The organism is Pseudomonas lyxosi (assembly GCF_047758685.1).
In the GTDB taxonomy this organism is placed as follows: Bacteria; Pseudomonadota; Gammaproteobacteria; order Pseudomonadales; family Pseudomonadaceae; genus Aquipseudomonas; species Aquipseudomonas lyxosi.
The window spans coordinates 5590835-5607602 of the sequence record NZ_CP180481.1 but is presented as its reverse complement, the minus strand read 5'-3'; the positions used below and the strand labels follow the sequence as shown (position 1 = coordinate 5607602).

General features: G+C 61.2%; 13 protein-coding genes. 12 read left to right on the top strand and 1 reads right to left on the bottom strand.

The genetic code is table 11. The features are described from left to right. The 6 genes from ACMXYI_RS25650 to ACMXYI_RS25625 all read left to right on the top strand — a co-directional run bounded on the left by ACMXYI_RS25650 (window position 1) and on the right by ACMXYI_RS25625 (window position 5399). Entirely contained in the window at window positions 1–849 is an 849-nt protein-coding gene (locus tag ACMXYI_RS25650) for a TauD/TfdA dioxygenase family protein (protein WP_415769623.1), read from the top strand. A gap of 87 nt (window positions 850–936) precedes the next feature. Beyond that, window positions 937–1989, top strand: coding sequence for a 3-keto-5-aminohexanoate cleavage protein (locus tag ACMXYI_RS25645; RefSeq protein ID WP_415769622.1), 1053 nt, complete (start codon window positions 937–939; stop codon window positions 1987–1989). A gap of 92 nt (window positions 1990–2081) precedes the next feature. Beyond that, window positions 2082–3410: an MFS transporter gene (locus ACMXYI_RS25640; protein ID WP_415769621.1), complete on the top strand. Its 1329-nt coding sequence runs from the start codon at window positions 2082–2084 to the stop codon at window positions 3408–3410. Then, window positions 3407–4069, top strand: coding sequence for a DsbA family oxidoreductase (locus ACMXYI_RS25635; RefSeq protein ID WP_415769620.1), 663 nt, complete (start codon window positions 3407–3409; stop codon window positions 4067–4069). The genes ACMXYI_RS25640 and ACMXYI_RS25635 overlap by 4 nt, the downstream gene beginning before the upstream one ends. After that, the gene (locus ACMXYI_RS25630) at window positions 4066–4392 is read left to right on the top strand and encodes a Rieske (2Fe-2S) protein (protein WP_415769619.1); all 327 of its coding nucleotides are present in this window, start codon (window positions 4066–4068) and stop codon (window positions 4390–4392) included. Before ACMXYI_RS25635 ends, ACMXYI_RS25630 begins: the two co-directional genes overlap by 4 nt. Continuing rightward, window positions 4389–5399, top strand: coding sequence for a YeiH family protein (locus tag ACMXYI_RS25625; RefSeq protein WP_415769618.1), 1011 nt, complete (start codon window positions 4389–4391; stop codon window positions 5397–5399). The genes ACMXYI_RS25630 and ACMXYI_RS25625 overlap by 4 nt, the downstream gene beginning before the upstream one ends. Window positions 5400–5688: 289 nt before the next feature. Here ACMXYI_RS25625 and ACMXYI_RS25620 read toward each other — a convergent pair whose 3' ends face one another. Further along, a complete protein-coding gene (locus ACMXYI_RS25620) occupies window positions 5689–6738 on the bottom strand; it encodes an AraC family transcriptional regulator (protein ID WP_415769617.1) in 1050 nt (349 codons plus the stop codon). A gap of 355 nt (window positions 6739–7093) precedes the next feature. On the opposite strand from ACMXYI_RS25620, the gene ACMXYI_RS25615 reads away from it, so the two are divergent. From ACMXYI_RS25615 to ACMXYI_RS25590, 6 genes are all read left to right on the top strand, one after another. Further along, complete coding sequence (locus tag ACMXYI_RS25615) at window positions 7094–7660, top strand: RBBP9/YdeN family alpha/beta hydrolase (RefSeq protein ID WP_415769616.1); 567 nt, start codon at window positions 7094–7096, stop codon at window positions 7658–7660. A 127-nt stretch (window positions 7661–7787) separates the two neighbouring features. Then, window positions 7788–9800: a DUF1302 domain-containing protein gene (locus ACMXYI_RS25610; RefSeq protein WP_415769615.1), complete on the top strand. Its 2013-nt coding sequence runs from the start codon at window positions 7788–7790 to the stop codon at window positions 9798–9800. A 41-nt stretch (window positions 9801–9841) separates the two neighbouring features. After that, window positions 9842–11200: a DUF1329 domain-containing protein gene (locus tag ACMXYI_RS25605; protein WP_134099679.1), complete on the top strand. Its 1359-nt coding sequence runs from the start codon at window positions 9842–9844 to the stop codon at window positions 11198–11200. A 148-nt stretch (window positions 11201–11348) separates the two neighbouring features. Beyond that, entirely contained in the window at window positions 11349–12422 is a 1074-nt protein-coding gene (locus tag ACMXYI_RS25600; protein ID WP_415769614.1) for a WD40/YVTN/BNR-like repeat-containing protein, read from the top strand. 31 nt (window positions 12423–12453) lie between these two features. Beyond that, window positions 12454–14973, top strand: a complete 2520-nt coding sequence (locus tag ACMXYI_RS25595; RefSeq protein WP_415769613.1) for an efflux RND transporter permease subunit — start codon at window positions 12454–12456, stop codon at window positions 14971–14973. Window positions 14974–14980: 7 nt separating this feature from the next. Next, entirely contained in the window at window positions 14981–16759 is a 1779-nt protein-coding gene (locus ACMXYI_RS25590; RefSeq protein ID WP_415769612.1) for an acyl-CoA dehydrogenase C-terminal domain-containing protein, read from the top strand. Window positions 16760–16768 lie beyond the last annotated feature (9 nt).

The window sequence follows — 16768 nt, the reverse complement described above, 5'->3', positions numbered from 1 at the left end:
ATGAAAGTCGAACAATTGACCTGCAGCATTGGCGCGGAGTTGGTGGGCGTCAACCTTGCCGACGCGGTGCATGACGACGGTCTTTTTGCCGAGATTCGTGCTCAGTTGCTCAAGCATCGGGTGGTGTTCCTGCGCGATCAGGACATCACTCGCGCCGAGCACGTGGCCTTCGCCCGTCGCTTCGGCGAACTGGAGGATCATCCGGTGGCCGGCAGCGATCCGGATCACCCAGGGCTGGTGCGCATCTACAAGAACCCGGACCAGCCGATGGACCGCTACGAAAACGCCTGGCACACCGACGCGACCTGGCGCGAGGCGCCGCCGATGGGCTGCGTACTGCGCTGCGTAGAGTGCCCACCGGTGGGCGGCGACACCATGTGGGCCAACATGGTCGAGGCTTATGCGCGTTTGCCGGAGGACGTGAAGGTGAAGATTGCCGACCTGCGCGCCCGCCACAGCATCGAAGCAAGCTTTGGCGCCGCCATGCCAATCGAAAAGCGTCTGGCGCTCAAGGCGATGTACCCGGATGCCGAGCACCCGGTGGTGCGTACCCACCCGGAAACCGGGGAAAAGGTGCTGTTCGTCAACGCCTTCACGACGCACTTGAGCAACTACCACACCCCCGAGCGGGTGCGCTTCGGCCAGGACGCCAACCCTGGCGCGAGCGAGTTGCTGCGCTACCTGATCAGCCAGGCCTACATCCCCGAGTATCAGGTGCGCTGGCGCTGGAAGCCCAACAGCATCGCCATCTGGGACAACCGCAGCACCCAGCACTACGCCGTCATGGATTACCCGCCGTGCCATCGCAAGATGGAGCGTGCCGGAATCATCGGCGACAAGACCTACTGATCGACCCCTTCTGCATTCGCACTCGTAAACACGTCTGCCCGGCACGATCCCGGGTGGGCGCGACAATCATAAGAACAGGAGTAACTCATGCAATTCTTCGACGATTCCCTGCACCCGGAAAACATGGAAAAGGTGGTCATCACCGTGGCCCCGTACGGCCCGGAATGGATGCCGGAAGACTTCCCCGAAGACATCCCGCTGACCATGGACGAACAGGTGCAAAAAGCGGTCGAATGTTATGAGGCTGGTGCCACGGTTCTGCACCTGCATGTACGCGAACTGGACGGCAAGGGTTCCAAGCGACTGTCCAAGTTCAACGAGTTGATCGCCGGCGTGCGTGAAGCCGTGCCGGACATGATTATCCAGGTCGGTGGTTCGATTTCCTTCGCGCCGGAAAGCGATGGCGAAGCCGCCAAGTGGCTGTCTGACGATACGCGACACATGCTGGCCGAGCTGACGCCAAAACCGGATCAGGTCACGGTAGCGATCAACACCACCCAGATGAACATCATGGAACTGCTGTATCCGGAATACCTGGAAGGCACGTCCCTGGCCAATCCTCTGTTTCAGGCCGCCTACAGCGAAATGACCGTACCGGCAGGCCCGGCCTGGGTCGCCGAGCACCTCAAGCGTCTGATGGACAACGGTATCCAGCCGCACTTCCAGCTGACCGGCATGCACGCCATGGAAACCCTCGAGCGTCTGGTGCGCAAGGGCGTCTACAAGGGCCCGTTGAACCTGACCTGGATCGGCATCGGTGGCGGTTTCGATGGCCCCAATCCGTTCAATTTCTTCAACTTCATCCACCGCGCGCCAGACGGTTGCACCCTGACCTCCGAGTCGCTGCTCAAGAACGTCATGCCGTTCAACACCATGTCGATGGCCATGGGTATGCACCCGCGTGTGGGCAATGAAGACACTATCATTGATCACAAGGGCGATCGTTTCGGCTCAGTTGCGCAGATCAAGCAGACCGTGCGCATCGCTCATGAACTGGGTCGCGAAATCGCCACCGGCAAAGAAGCCCGTGAGATCTACCGCATCGGCGTGCAGTACCAGAGCATCGAAGAAACGCTGCTGGCCAACGGTATGGCCCCCAACCGCAAGGCTGGGCAGAAAGGTGTGCCGCAACGCGGCTGATCGGCAGACGAGGCGGGAGGTCAATGGCCTCCCGCTCGCTGCACTGCAACACGCTTGATAACAACAATAAAACAAAGCTTTGAGGAGGCTGCATGGCCTTTCACCCAATCGCCGCAGACGATGACGACTGTGCTGTCGGTGTTGCGCGACCGTATGCCTGGATCGTTTTCGCACTGACGTTCGGGCTGTTGATTTCCGATTACATGTCGCGCCAGGTGCTGAACGCGGTGTTCCCGATGCTCAAGGGCGAATGGGCCCTGAGCGACGGCCAGCTCGGCCTGCTCAGTGGCATTGTCGCGCTGATGGTGGGGCTGCTGACGTTTCCCCTTTCATTGCTGGCGGATCGCTTCGGCCGGGTCAAGAGCCTGGCGCTGATGGCTTTGCTGTGGAGTCTGGCGACACTGGGCTGCGCAGTGGCGCAGGACTATCAGCAGATGTTCATTGCACGGTTCATGGTCGGCGTCGGCGAAGCGGCGTACGGCAGCGTCGGCATCGCGGTGGTGATTTCGGTGTTTCCCAAACACCTGCGTGCAACGCTGGCCAGTGCCTTCATGGCGGGCGGCATGTTCGGTTCGGTATTAGGGATGGCGCTGGGCGGTGCAATCGCCGCCAAGCTGGGCTGGCGCTGGTCGTTTGCCGGCATGGCGCTGTTCGGCCTGCTGTTGGCAGTGCTTTACCCGGTCATCGTCAAGGAAGCGCGCATTGCGCCGCAACGTGCCTCCCTGGCGGCGAACAAGGCGGCGGCAGCGGTCAAGCGTCCGTTGCGTACGCTGTTTTCCAGCCGCTCGGTAATCGCTGCCTACGTCGGCAGTGGCTTGCAACTGTTCGTCGGCGGCACCGTGATTGTGTGGATGCCCAGCTACCTCAATCGTTATTACGACATGGCCACGGACAAGGCGGGCGGTGTCGCGGCGATCATCGTGCTGTGCAGCGGTGCGGGGATGATCCTGTGCGGCATGCTCAGCGATCGACTGTCGCGCCATTCGCCGGAGCGCAAAGTCACCTTGGCCATCACCTATTGCCTGGGCAGTTGCCTGCTGTTGTCGGCGGCGTTCGCCCTGCCGGCAGGGCCTGTGCAATTGGTGCTGATCTGCCTGGGCATGTTGATTGCCGCCGGCACGACCGGCCCTTGCGGAGCGATGGTTGCCAACCTGACCCATTACTCGGTTCACGGCACAGCTTTCGCCACGCTGACCCTGGCCAACAACATGCTGGGGCTGGCGCCGGGGCCGTTCATCACCGGCAAGCTGTCCGATGTGATCGGCTTGCAGGCCGCCTTTCAGTTTGTGCCATTGGTCAGCATCGCGGCTGCGGCCGTGTTCTTTTATGCCAAGTGTCATTACCACAAGGACATTGCCCGGCTTAAGGGCGAGCAAGTCCACGATTCGATTAGCAAAGCGGTGTTAGAGGTGAAGTTGTGAGTGGTCGTTTACGTATTGATGTGATCTTCGATTTCATCTGCCCCTGGTGCCTGATCGGCAAGCGTCAACTGGAGCATGCGCAGGTCCAGTTTCGCAGTCGCCACCCGGATGTGCAGATCACCACGGTGTGGCATGGCGTGCAGTTGCTGCCTCAGTTGCCGGTACAAGGTGAGCCCTTCGCCGACTTCTATCGCAAGCGTCTGGGCAATGCCGATGCTATGACCATGCGCCAGGCCCAGGTACAGCAGGCTGCCGCGGCGGTTGGACTGACCATCGACCTCAGCCACATCGAGACGATGCCCAACACCGCAGACGCCCATCGTTTGTTCGAACGAGTCAGCGTACTGGGCAATGCTACTCAGCGTGAAATGTTGCTCGAACGGCTGTTCGCCGCTTATTTCCGCAAACGCGAAAACCTGGGGTGCCGCGAGACCTTGCTCGCCATTGCCCGCTCCTGCGGCGTCGATACGGACGTGGTGCTCGATTGCCTGAAGGGCGACGCCACGCCATTTGAAGGCTTCCCCGGCGCGGCCAGTGGCGTGCCGAGCTTTCAGTTCGACCGCCGCATGACGGTGATCGGTGCACAACCTGCTCAGGCGCTGCTCGGGGCCATGAACGAAGCACTCAAGGAAAGTGAGCGCGAGCGGCATCCGGCATGACGTGGCGTATCCCCGTACCTGCCGGAAAACTCCCGCAGGCGGGCGGTCGTGCACTGTTCGAATTCGATGACAAAAGCCTGGCGTTATTCAACGTCGAAGGTGACGTGTTCGCCATCGACGACAGTTGCCCGCACCAGGGCGCCTCGCTGTGTAGCGGGCGTCTTGAGGGGCGGGTGATTCAGTGCTGCGCCCATGGCCTGCGCTTCGATCTGCGCAGCGGTTACTTGCTCAATTCCACTGCTGTCAAAGTCGCCAACTACCCGGTCGAGATCATCGACGGCCAGGCATTCATCGTTATCGTTCCCGAGGAGGCCGCGCCATGAGCGCCATCGCTCTCACCCGTATCCACAGCCGAACGCGCGAACTGGCGCCGGGTTTTGTCGTCAGTCTGATCGTTGCTGCCGCAGCGTCCTTTTTGTCCGAGCACTACGGCGCGCCGGTGATGCTGTTCGCTTTGTTGCTGGGCATGGCGCTGAACTTCCTGGCCGGTGACAGTGCCTGCAAGGCCGGCATCGAGTTCACCGCACGCACGGTGTTGCGCATTGGCGTGGCCTTGCTGGGCATGCGCATTACCCTCGAACAGATGGTGGCGCTGGGCTGGAAGCCTGTGGCGCTGGTGGTGATTCTGGTGGTGGTGACCATCGGCGTTTCGGTGATCGCGGCCAAGGCGCTGGGATTCCAGCGTTTGTTCGGCATGCTCACCGGTGGCGCCACCGCGATTTGTGGTGCATCGGCCGCGTTGGCGCTAGCGGCGGCATTGCCGAACCATCCGCAGAAAGAACGCGCGACGTTATTCACGGTGATCGGGGTGTCGGCGCTGTCGACCCTGGCGATGATCGTGTACCCGATGATTGCCAACTGGCTGTCGTTGTCGCCACAAGTGGCCGGCGTGTTCCTCGGCGCCACCATCCACGATGTCGCCCAGGTCGTCGGTGCCGGTTACAGCATGTCGACCGAGACCGGCGATACGGCCACGGTGGTCAAGTTGATGCGGGTTGCCATGCTGCTGCCGGTGATCGTCTGCGCCGCCATGATTACGCGCATGCAGGGCGCCGACCCGACCGGTAAACGACCGCCGCTGCTGCCATGGTTCGCCGTTGGTTTTCTGATTCTGGCCTGTATCAACAGCACCGGATGGGTGGCCCCGGTGGTGCAGGGTTCGGTCAATGAATTGTCGCGCTGGTGCCTGGTGGTTTCCATCAGCGCCCTGGGTATGAAGACCCAGCTCAAGGAGTTGGCGGCGGTAGGCATCAAGCCGATCCTGTTGATGGTGGGGGAGACGGTGTTCCTCGTCGTACTGGTGCTGTTGTTGCTGCGCTGGGGTCTCTAAGCCGGTTAAAAAATACTGGCTGCGGCGCACCTTTTTGTAGCAGCTGGCGGAGCCTGCGTTCGGCCGCGCAGCGGTCGTGAATTCAAACGATAGGGTGCTTCAGGAAAACCGCGTAGTTAGTTTTTACGACTGCTACGCAGCCGAACGCAGGCTTCGCCAGCTGCTACAGAGGGCTGCACTGCGGTCGACTCCTAGTCGCAGTGTCGCTCCCGACCGGTGTCACAAACACTGGTTTTTTGCGGCGACTGTACCAGCAGTCGCCGTTTTTTTTGCGTCCCTTTCAGTCGATTCAGGGGGCCGAGGAGCCGGGCAGGGTATTCGGCTCGCTGTGTGCCTTGGGTTGTTTTTGCGCGCTGCGCCAAGCCGCCGGCGGCATGCCGAACTGGGTGATGAACCAGCGTGTGAAGGAACTCGCCATGGAGTAGCCGAGCATGTCGGCGATCCGGCCCAACGAGTAATTCGGGTTTTCCAGGTAGCGCAACACTAGGTCACGGCGCACGTCGTTGATCAGGTCGTTGAAGGCGCAGCCGTCGTCTTTGAGGCGGCGCTGCAGGGTCCGAACGTTCATGCCCTGGGTCTGGGCGATTTGCTCGATGGTGGCGCGTCCCATCGGCAACAACAGGTAGATGGCTTTGCGCACCTCGAACAGCATCGAAGGGCCTTCGTGGTTCAGCAGCGAGTCGAGGTAACTCTGGGCGTAACGCGCCATGGCCGGGTCGGCATGAGGGTTGGTCATGTCGAGGCTGGCATTGGGACAGACAATGCCATTGAACTCGCTGCCGAACTCCAGCTTGCAACCGAACAGACGGCGATGCAGTTGCAGGTTGTCGGGGGGCTGGTGGGTGAAGTTGACACTGTAGGGATGCCAGTGTGCGCCGAGCAGGGCGGCGCACAGTCGGAACATCACCCCGATGGCCAGTTCATTGGCTTGTCGGCAAGGCATCGGCGATTCGGTGACCACCTCTTCGCGAATGATCACCATCTTGCCAGCCTCCTCGATGAAGAGGGCCAGCGAATCGTTCATCAGATGACGGTAGTGCACCAACACTTGCAACGTATCACGCAGCGTACGCTGGTGGCTGAGCAGCAGACTGACCACGCCGAAGTCCGAGAGCTGGCGCGACTCGGCCATGCTCAGGCCGAAGCTCTGGCAGCCGCTGGCGGCAGCCGAATCCTCCAGCAGACGCACGGCGGCGTCGATGGGAATGCGATGTTCAGGGGCTTGCAGCTTGGCTTTGCTCAAGCCGACGCCGGCCAGTACATCGCGCGGGTTGAACCCCAGGTACTGAGTGACCTCCAGGTAGTTGGTCAAGACGGCGGCGCGAACAAGCTTGGGCATGCGAAGGTCTTTCCTGGGCCGGTTGCGATTCAAATTTGCGTGGCGACTATATCCAGCACATCAACAATTGAACAGTTGTGACGTTGTCGAGGGCGCTCGCCCAATGCTGTCCAAAATCACACCGTCGTTGTGGCGCGATCGACGCTCACCCATTGATTACAGTGAGCTGTAGAGAACCTGCGGGGATATTCGACCAATGGTCGCTGTGCGCCAACACCTGGAAATTTGTCATGAAAAGAAAAGTGCCTGACGTCCAATGAAAAGCGCCTCGGGCGGGCGCTCTTTAATGTCAGTCCTACAAAAAGCCCCTGGCGAATAGAGCCAGTCGAGTCATCGAGAAAGCGAAGGTGTTGACGTGGACAAACTGCAAACTGCCGCAACCGTTCTGATCGTACCGGGTCTGCGCGAGCACGTTGCCGAGCATTGGCAAACGCTGCTTGAAGCCAGGCTGTGCAAGGTACGCAGTGTGCCGCCGCTGGACACCGACAAGCTCGATTGCAGCAAGCGGGTCGAAGCGATTCAGCATGAATTGGAGCAGATCGACGGGCCGGTGATTCTGGTTGCTCATAGCGCCGGAGTGCTGATGGTCGCGCACTGGGCTGCGCAGCACAGTGGGCCGATCAAGGGCGCGCTGCTGGCCACTCCTCCGGATCTCGATGCTCATTGGCCGCAAGGCTACCCCTCCGCTGAAACCCTGCGTACCCAGGGTTGGAATCCTCTACCAAAAGAGCTACTGCCGTTCCGCAGTCTGGTGGCCGCCAGTACCAACGACCACCTCGCCAGCCTGGACGCCGCCACGCGCATGGCCGAAGGCTGGGGCAGCGAACTGCTCAACCTCGGCGAAGTCGGTCATCTCAATCCTGCTGCCGGGTATGGGCGCTGGCCACGCGCCGAAGCACTCATCCTCGAGCTGGATCGCTAGTTCAGGCGCCGGTTGGCCCGCGCCATCCGGTAATTGCCCTCACTCCTGAAAACGTAAACCCCTGGAACAAGGGGTTGCGCGAGGGCGGCTGCGCTTAAAACAAATACAAAAAGGCGGAGACAACGCAATGCACAACAATAAGAGTCACGGGTTCGCACCCTCGCGTTACACCTTGTTGGCCTCGGCCATTCTGGCCGCAGCCATGCCGGTCGCGCAGGCGGTCGAGCTCGACACCGGTAACCCGAACTGGACCGTGCGTCTTGATAACACCGTGAAATACAACTACGGCGTGCGCACCGAAAGCGCTGACAAACGCATGCTGGCAACGCCGAACAACAACGACGGCGACTACAACTTCCGCAAGGCCGGGACCAACATCACCAACCGTGTTGACCTGTTGACCGAGATGGATGTGGTCTACCAGAACCACATGGGTTTTCGCGTCAGCGCCGCCAGTTGGTACGACAAGGCCTACGAGAACACCGGTTCCAATTCCAACCCGTTCGTCAACGGCAACGACGCAAGGTCGGGGCTGGTCGCCAACGACCCGCGTCTGGCCGCGGTCACCGGCGACAACGTCGGCAACGGCAGCCCGCACCTGAGCAACTATGCCCAGCGTTACTACACCGGTCCGTCCGGCGAAATCCTCGATGCCTTCGTGTTCTACAGCACCGAAGTGGGCGAGGAGTCGCTGCTGAGCGTCAAGGCCGGTCAGCACAACGTGTTCTGGGGCGAGACCATTCTCAACCCGGTGCACTCGATCAGTTACGGCCAATCCGGCCTGGACCTGGCCAAACTGGCCGCCTCGCCGGGCACTGAAGCGAAGGAGCTGTTCGTTCCGCGTAACCAGTTGTCGATGTCGTTCACCGTCAATCCCGAGCTGACCGTGGGTGCCCAGTATTTCCTCGATTGGGACGCCGCGCGCCTGCCGGAAGCAGGCACTTATTACGGTGGTTCCGATCTGGTCGGTTTCGGTGCGCAATCTTTCCTGCTGGGCAACACCAATGGCGTGGTGCCGGGCAGTCCGCTGGGGTGTGGCCTCGCGCCGTGCAACGGCTTGACCAACGTGCGTCGCGGGCATGACCTGACGCCGGACAAGCGCGGTGACTGGGGCGTTATGGCCAAGTGGTCGCCGGCCTGGCTGGATGGCACCCTCGGCGTTTACTACCGCGAAACCTCGGAAATCCTGCCGCAAGCCTGGCTGGATGCCAGAGGTCTGAGTTCGGCCAACCCCAACGGCACCCGGCCGGCAGGGCAAGTGCCTGCGGTGGTCAATACGCTCAACTCGCTGAGCACAGCCACCTATCAAATGGCCTATGCCGACAACATCAAGATCGTTGGCCTGAGCCTGTCCAAGGATGTGGGCGGGGTGAGCGTCGGTTCGGACCTGAACATTCGTCACAACATGCCACTGGCCAGCATTCCGGCTGTTGTCAGCACCAACAGTCCGCTGGGTTTGGGCGCGGGCCTCGGTCTGTTGCCGGCGCGTACGGCCGCCACCGGTGTGGTCTACGACACCCCGCAAAAGGGCGACAGTATGGCCGCCACCGGCGACACCTTGCACTGGACGCTCAACGGTCTGATGACCATTGCCAAAACGCCGGTGTTCGATTCGGCAACCCTGCTTGGCGAGCTGTATTACAGCAACCTGCTCAAGCTCGATAGCAAGAACGAAGCGCTCTACAAGGGCAAGGACACCTATCGCGGCATCGACCAGCCGACCGGGGACAACTGGGGCATCGCGGTCAACTTCACACCGACCTGGTACCAGGTGTTTCCCGGCGTCGACCTCAACGCGCCGATGTCCATCAACGTCGGTCTCGACGGCGTCGCACCGGTGTCCGGTGGCGGTGCCAAAGACACCGGCAACTACGCCATCGGCCTCGGGGCCGTTGTGTACAACAAATACTTCGTTGATCTGAAGTACGTGGACTCCTTCGGCAAGACCGACAAGTGCGACGCCAGCGGTCTGAGCACCGGCGCGGCCAATGCCGGCAGCGGCGACGGCTCCACACCCAATGCCTTTAGCGGCAATGAAAACTACGCCTGTTACGCCGGTGGCTACTCGGCCTTCTCCGGTGGTGGTGCAACGACTGAGGACCGTGGCGCCGTTTACCTGACGATGAAAACCACTTTTTGATTCACCACTGATTTGCTCAATGCAAGCAGGAGAATAACAAGATGAAATTCGCAAAAACCGTGTTGGCCGCTTCGCTGGCCATGGTCCTTGCCGCCCAGGCACAGGCCGCTGTTTCAACCCAGGACGCTGCCAAATTGGGCAGTAGCCTGACCCTGGTGGGCGCCGAAAAGGCCGGGAACGCTGATGGTTCCATCCCCGCTTATGACGGTGGCCTGACCACGCCGCCGGCCAGTTTCAAATCCGGTGACAGCATGCGTCCGGATCCCTTCGTCAACGAAAAACCGTTGCTGGTAATCGACGGTAAAAACGTCGATCAGTACAAGGGCTTGCTCAGCGCAACCACGGCGGAACTGGCCAAACGTTTCCCGAGTTTCCACGTCAATGTCTACCCGACCCACCGCACCGTTTCGCTGCCCAAAGCCATCCTCGATAACGGCGTGAAGAATGCCAGCGGCGCCAAGTCCCTCGAAGGCGGTTTGGCCATCGATAACGTGCTGCCGGGCGTGCCGTTCCCGATCCCGCAGTCGGGCAACGAAGCGATGTGGAACTTCCTGCTGCGCTATCAAGGCGTGAGCATCAATTCCAAGTACGACTCCTGGAACGTCGACTCCGCTGGCGTGCCGAGCCTGGCGACCACCGGGCAGGCGTTCATCTCCTATCCGATCTACGAAAACCTCGCGCAGCCGATCAGCAGCGCCGACGTGTACTACCAGATGAAGCTGTCCTACACCGGCCCCGCACGCCGGGCCGGTGAAGCGGTGATGCTCAAGGACGCCGCCAACCCGTTGCAGCAACCGCGCCGTGCCTGGCAGTACTTGCCGGGCCAGCGTCGGGTCAAACTGGCACCGAACCTGGCCTACGACACGCCTAACCCCGGCACCGCCGGCGCGGGCACCTACGACGATGTTTTCGTGTTCAACGGTGCACTGGACCGCTACGACTGGAAGCTGGTGGGCAAGCAGGAAATGATCGTGCCCTACAACACCTACAAGCTGACTTACGCCCAGGACCCCAAGTCGCTGACCACCGCCAATCACCTGGCTCCCGATTACGTGCGTTGGGAAAAACACCGCGTCTGGGTGGTGGAGGGCAACCTCAAGGCCGGCGCCCGACACATCTATCAGAAGCGCCGCTTCTACCTCGATGAAGACAGCTGGACCGCTCTGGCCTCTGACCAATACGACGCCCGTGGTCAGCTGTACCGTGGCTCCTTCGCGTTCCTCAGCCAGAGCTACGACAAGCAGATCCCGGATTCCACGCCCTTCATGATCTACGACCTGGTGGGTGGCTCCTACAACATCAACGGCGTGGTCGGGCCTTACGGCGGCATCAAGTACATCGATCCGCTTTCCAAGGCGCAATGGTCGTCGGAATCCCTGGCCGGCAGCGGCATTCGCTAAGCCCCCGCAAAAAAGCGCCCACAGGGTCCACTGCTCACAAGGCGTGGACCGTGCGGTGGTCGGTGCACGCCGATCGTCGCGGGCGCCAGGTGTGAACGTCAGACACACGGATGTGTGTCCCGGCGCGGTTTTCCGAAGAGGACGCGGTATGTGTTCGTATAAGAATTATTTGCAGGTGGCGTTTGGCGTTGTGCTCGGCCTGTTGCAGGGCGTCACCCACGCGGCCGATTACGTCGATGTGCTGGACCTGCCCGCCAGGGTCAGTGCGTTGGCCATCAACAGTCCGTTGTCCGGCATGGCCCGCGCCGGTGAGCGCGTGATCGCCGTCGGCCAGCGTGGCCATATTCTGTTTTCCGATGATTCCGGCAAGCACTGGCAACAGGCATCCGTGCCGGTCAGTGCCGACCTCAATGCCGTGAGTTTTCCTTCCGCTACCCAAGGCTGGGCGGTGGGCGGCGACGGCGTGGTGTTGCACAGCAACGACGCGGGTGCGACTTGGCGCAAGCAACTGGACGGCCGCGAAATCGGTGCCTTGCTGGTCAAGCATTACCAGGCGTTGGCCCGTGCAGAACCTGGCAACGAACAATGGCCACTGCTGGTCGCCGAAGGTGAGCGCCTGGTGGCGCAGGGCGCCGACAAACCCTTGCTCGATGTCTGGTTCGCCAACGACCGCCTCGGCTATGTGGTCGGGGTGTTTAACCTGATCCTGCGCACCGAGGATGGCGGCCAGAGCTGGACCCCGTTCCAGGACCGCACCGACAACCCGCAGGGCTTTCACCTCAACGCCATCGCTTCCACCGGCGATGCGCTGTACATCGCCGGCGAGCAGGGCTTGTTGCTGAAATGGGATGACGCCCAACAGCGGTTCGCCGCCGTGCAGACACGTTATCAGGGCAGTTTTTTCGGTGTGCTCGGCAAACCCGGGGAAGCGCTCGTCTATGGCTTGCGCGGCAATGTGCTGCGCAGCACCGATGGCGGTCTCAGCTGGATCCCGCAGGACAGTGGCCTGCACGTCAGCATCACCGCCGGCATCGTCGATGCGCAGGGTGATTACCGCTTGTTCACCCAGGGCGGGCAGATGCTGGTGAGCCAGGGCACCGGTGCGCAAATGCACTGGGTGCGGCAAGCCGAGCCGGTCCCGGTGACTGGCGTCATACGCGCCGCCGACGGTGCGCTGGTGGTGGGTGGCAGCCGTGGTGCACGGACGCTGTCCGTTGAATAAGCCCTCGAACCCTTAGAGCGAGAACCCAGACATGGGCAATATCAAACAAGAAACCATGCCGGTGATCCGCGATCTGCGAGACTTCGACCGCCAGTCCGGCAATCGGCTGGAGCGGCTGGTGTTCAACTACCGTCCGCTGTTCATGCTGCTGATGGCGCTGGCCACCGTGGTGTTGGGCTACATGGCCGCGACTCGCCTGGAGCTGCGGCCTAGCTTCGAGAAAATGATTCCGCAGAGCCAGCCGTATATCCAGAACTTCCTGGAAAACCGCCAGTCGTTGCGCGGTTTGGGCAACTCGGTGCGGGTGGTGGTGGAGAACACTCAGGGCGATATTTTCGACCCCGGTTACCTGGACGTGCTCAAGCAGGTCAATGACAAATTGTTCCTCACCGAAGGCGTCGACCGCGCCTGGATGAAGTCGCTGTGGAGCCCGGCGGTGCGCTGGACAGAAGTCACCGAGGAAGGTTTTCAGGGTGGTCCGGTGATGCCCGATACCTATGAGGGCAAGCCTGCGCAAATCGAACAGCTGCGCCAGAACATTTCCCGCGCCGGTATCGTCGGCAGTCTGGTGGCCAGCGACTACAAGTCGAGCATGCTGATCGTGCCGCTGCTGGACAAGGCCACGGCCAGTGGTCAACGCATCGACTACCACGCCTTTTCGCAGATGCTCGAAGAGCAGTTGCGCGACAAGATCGAATTCGCCGGCGACAGCGCTGCACGCAAGGCCGGGGAGGAGGGCAAGGGTCAGTACAAAGTGCGGGTGATCGGTTTCGCCAAACTGATGGGCGACCTGATCGATGGGCTGATTCAGGTGATGATGTTCTTCGGCCTGGCCGTGGTCACTTCGCTGGTCATCATCTACCTCTACACCCGTTGTGTGCGCAGCACCTTGCTGGTGGTCGGCTGCTCGCTGATCGCGGTGGTTTGGCAACTCGGTATCGTCGCCTGGCTCGGCTATGCCATCGATCCGTACTCGGTGCTGGTGCCTTTTCTGATTTTCGCCATCGGTGTGTCTCACGCGGCGCAGAAAATGAACGGCATCATGCAAGACATCGCCCGTGGCACCCACAAACTCATCGCCGCACGCTACACCTTCCGTCGTCTGTTCATTGCCGGCGTCACGGCGCTGCTGGCCGACGCCGTCGGATTCGCGGTGCTGATGCTGATCGATATTCCGGTGATCCGCGACTTGGCGATCACCGCCAGTATCGGTGTGGCGGTGCTGATTTTCACCTCGCTATTGCTGATGCCGGTGGCGCTGTCTTATGTCGGTGTCGGCGCCAGGGCTGCCGAGCGTGCGCTGAAAATCGACACGCGTGCAGAAGGGCACAAAGGCTTCGGAAAACTGTGGGACTTGCTCGACCGTTTCACCACGCGCAAGTGGGCCACGGGCGCGGTATTGGTCGCGGTGCTGATGGGCATCGGCGGCTTCATGGTCAGCCTGCAACTGAAGATCGGCGACCTGGAAAGTGGCGCACCGGAGTTGCGTGCCGACTCTCGCTATAACCGTGACAACGCCTACATCACCAGCCACTACGCGCTGTCCAGCGACCTGTTCGCGGTGATGATCAAGACTGCGCCGGAAGGTTGCTTGAACTACAAGACGTTGATTCTCGCCGACCGACTGGCCTGGGAGCTGCAGCAGTATCCGGGCGTACAGGCGACGGCTTCGCTGGTCAACGCGGTGCGCCAAATCACCGCCGGCACCTACGAAGGCAACCCCAAGCTCAACAGCATCCAGCGCAATCAGGACGTGCTGAACTACGCCGCGCAGCAAGCCTCGGTCAACTCCCCGGAGTTGTTCAACACCGATTGTTCGCTGATGCCGGTGATCACCTTCCTCAAGGACCACAAGGCCGAGACCCTGGATGCCGTGGTGGACATCGCCGAAAAATTTGCCCGCGAGAACAACAGCGAAGATCGACAGTTTCTGCTGGCGGCTGGGTCGGCCGGGATTGAAGCGGCGACCAACATTGTGGTCCGGGAGGCCAATCGCACGATGCTGTTGTATGTCTATGCGGCGGTGACGTTGTTCTGCCTGATCACCTTCCGCAGTTGGCGCGCGACCCTGGTCGCCCTGTTGCCACTGGTGCTGACGTCGATCCTCTGCGAAGCATTGATGGTGGCCATGGGCATTGGCGTGAAGGTCGCAACCTTGCCGGTGATCGCATTGGGCGTGGGGATCGGCGTGGATTACGCGTTGTACCTGCTCAGCGTGCAGTTGCATTACCAGCGCCAGGGCCTGCCGCTGTCTCAGGCTTACCGCAACGCCGTGTCGTTTACCGGCCGGGTCGTGGGCCTGGTGGGCATCACCCTGGCGGCGGGCGTGGTGTGCTGGGTCTGGTCGCCGATCAAGTTCCAGGCCGACATGGGCATCCTGCTGACCTTCATGTTCCTGTGGAACATGCTCGGCGCGCTGGTGCTGATTCCTGCCCTGTCTTATTTCCTCCTGCGCGAACGGGCGCTTCAGCCGGGTCCTGATGCGCAGACCGCTAACACTGAAATCTCTCAACGCCAGGGCGTGCCGCATGCCCTGACCACTTCCGAGTAAGCCAACCATGTCCGATTACAAAGCTCCTTTGCGCGATATGCGCTTCGTACTCAACGAAGTCTTCCAGGTGTCCCGGCTATGGGCCCAATTGCCTGGCCTGGCTGAGGTGATCGATGAAGAAACGGCCGCCGCAATCCTTGAAGAGGCCGGCAAAATCAGTGGCGAAGTTATCGCACCGCTGAACCGCAGCAGTGATGAACAAGGCTGCACCTGGAGCAATGGCGCGGTCACGGCGCCGGACGGTTTTGTCGCGGCTTACCAGGCATTCGCCGACGGCGGTTGGGTGGGTGTTGGCGGTGATCCGCAGTTCGGTGGCATGGGCATGCCCAAGGCCATTTCGGCTCAGGTCGAGGAGATGGTCAACTCGGCCAGTCTGTCGTTTGGCCTGTACCCGATGCTGACCGCCGGTGCGTGCCTGTCGATCAATGCCCATGCCAGTCAGGAACTCAAGGAACGCTATCTGCCGAACATGTACGCCGGCACCTGGACCGGTTCCATGTGCCTGACCGAGGCGCATGCAGGCACAGACCTGGGCCTGATTCGCACCCGAGCCGAACCTCAGGCCGACGGCAGTTTCAAGATCAGCGGCAGCAAGATTTTCATCACCGGCGGTGAGCACGACCTGACCGAAAACATTATCCATCTGGTACTGGCCCGGTTACCGGATGCGCCCGCCGGCCCCAAAGGTATTTCGCTGTTTCTGGTGCCCAAGGTGCTGGTCAATGCCGATGGCTCGCTGGGTGAGCGCAACTCGCTGTCCTGCGGTTCCATCGAGCACAAGATGGGCATCAAGGCTTCTGCCACGTGCGTGATGAACTTTGACGGGGCGACTGGCTGGATCATCGATGCGCCGAACAAGGGCCTGGCGGCGATGTTTACGATGATGAACTACGAACGTCTGGGCGTGGGTATCCAGGGTCTGGCGTTGGGTGAGCGTTCGTACCAGAACGCCGTCGAATACGCCCGTGACCGTCTGCAAAGCCGTTCGCCGACGGGCGCGCAGAACAAGGACAAAGCCGCCGATCCGATCATCGTTCACCCGGATGTACGGCGGATGCTGTTGACCATGAAGGCCTTGAACGAAGGCGGGCGGGCGTTCTCCAGCTACGTCGCCTTGCAACTGGATACCGCCAAGTACAGCGATGACGCCACCACCCGCAAGCGCGCGGAAGATTTGGTGTCGCTGCTGACCCCCGTGGCCAAGGCGTTCCTCACCGACATGGGGCTGGAAACCACGGTGCATGGCCAGCAGATCTTCGGCGGTCACGGTTACATCCGCGAATGGGGCCAGGAGCAATTGGTTCGCGACGTGCGCATCACCCAGATCTACGAAGGCACCAACGGTATCCAGTCACTGGACCTGGCCGGGCGCAAAATCGTCGGCAGCGGCGGGGCGCTGTACCGTGTGTTCGCTTCGGAAGTCCGCAACTTTACCGCCAATGCCTGCGCTGACCTCGGCGAGTTCACCCAACCGTTGAACGCCGCCGTCGACACCCTCGACGAACTGACCGCATGGCTGCTGGATCGAGCCCAGAGCAACCCGAATGAAATCGGCGCAGCTTCGGTCGAGTACCTGCACGTGTTTGGCTACACCGCGTACGCCTACATGTGGGCGCGAATGGCCAAGGCTGCCATGAGCACGCATTCCAAAGACGATTTCTACGCCAGCAAACTGGCCACCGCGCGCTTCTACTTCGCCCGTCTGCTGCCACGTATCCACTCGTTGAGCGCGTCGGCCAAGGCTGGCAGTGAATGCCTCTATCAATTGGATGCAGAGCAGTTCTGAGCTCACGTA